The following is a 1,031-nucleotide window of genomic DNA, read 5'->3' on the forward strand; positions in this document are numbered from 1 at the left end:
CATAAAATTTTAGTGGTTGATGACGATGCTCGTTTACGTGCTCTATTGGAGCGTTACCTTTCTGAGCAAGGTTTTCAAGTCCGTAGTGTAGCAAACGGCGAACAAATGGATCGCTTACTAACACGCGAAAACTTTCACCTAATGGTATTGGATTTGATGTTGCCAGGCGAAGATGGCTTGTCGATTTGTCGCCGTTTACGCCACGCCAATAACATGTTGCCAATTCTGATGCTGACAGCAAAAGGTGACGAGGTTGACCGTATTGTTGGTTTGGAAGTTGGTGCGGACGATTACCTACCTAAACCGTTCAACCCGCGTGAACTACTCGCTCGTATTAAAGCGGTTTTACGTCGCCAAACGGTTGAGCTACCGGGCGCGCCAAGTACGGAAGAAAAAGTGGTCGAGTTTGGCGAGTTTCGTTTGAATCTCGGCACGCGTGAAATGTTCCGTGGTGATGAGGCGATGCCATTAACATCGGGTGAATTTGCGGTGTTGAAATCACTGGTAACCAACGCGCGTGAGCCAATGTCGCGTGATAAGCTGATGAACATGGCGCGTGGTCGTGAATACTCGGCGATGGAGCGTTCTATCGACGTACAAATTTCTCGTCTACGCCGCATGCTGGAAGACGATCCGAGCAAACCTCGCTACATCCAGACCGTATGGGGTTTAGGTTACGTATTTGTCCCAGACGGCAAAGAGTCGTAATTCTTACTCGCTTAACCGGCAATCGGTTTTTAAAACTTCGGCCATCAAATTTCCTTCTTATTTGGTGGCCGAGGTTTTCGCAATTAGGATCATCAGGAAATTTCCATGCGAATCCGAAGTTCACTGACACAATCTATTCTACTGTTCATCTCCTTGCTTCTCGCTAGCCAAGTCTTTTCTTATTACGCCGTTTTTAACTACGCGTTGATGCCAAGCCTGCAACAGTTCAACAAAATTCTTGCTCATGAGTTGAATCTGGTTCTCGATGAAGATGGCCCGCTAAAATCGGATGCACCATTGCGTCGCCAGTTATTAGAAAGGTT

General features: G+C 47.0%; 1 protein-coding gene and 1 pseudogene. Both read left to right on the top strand.

Annotated features, from left to right (window positions below):
* A partial coding sequence (gene ompR, locus R7P67_RS26570) for a two-component system response regulator OmpR (protein WP_318086550.1) occupies positions 1-708 on the top strand: 708 nt, incomplete at its 5' end.
* 105 nt (positions 709-813) lie between these two features.
* Positions 814-1,031, top strand: a pseudogene (gene envZ, locus R7P67_RS26575) (two-component system sensor histidine kinase EnvZ); the annotation flags it as partial.

The organism is Vibrio sp. Vb0937 (genome assembly GCF_033338855.1).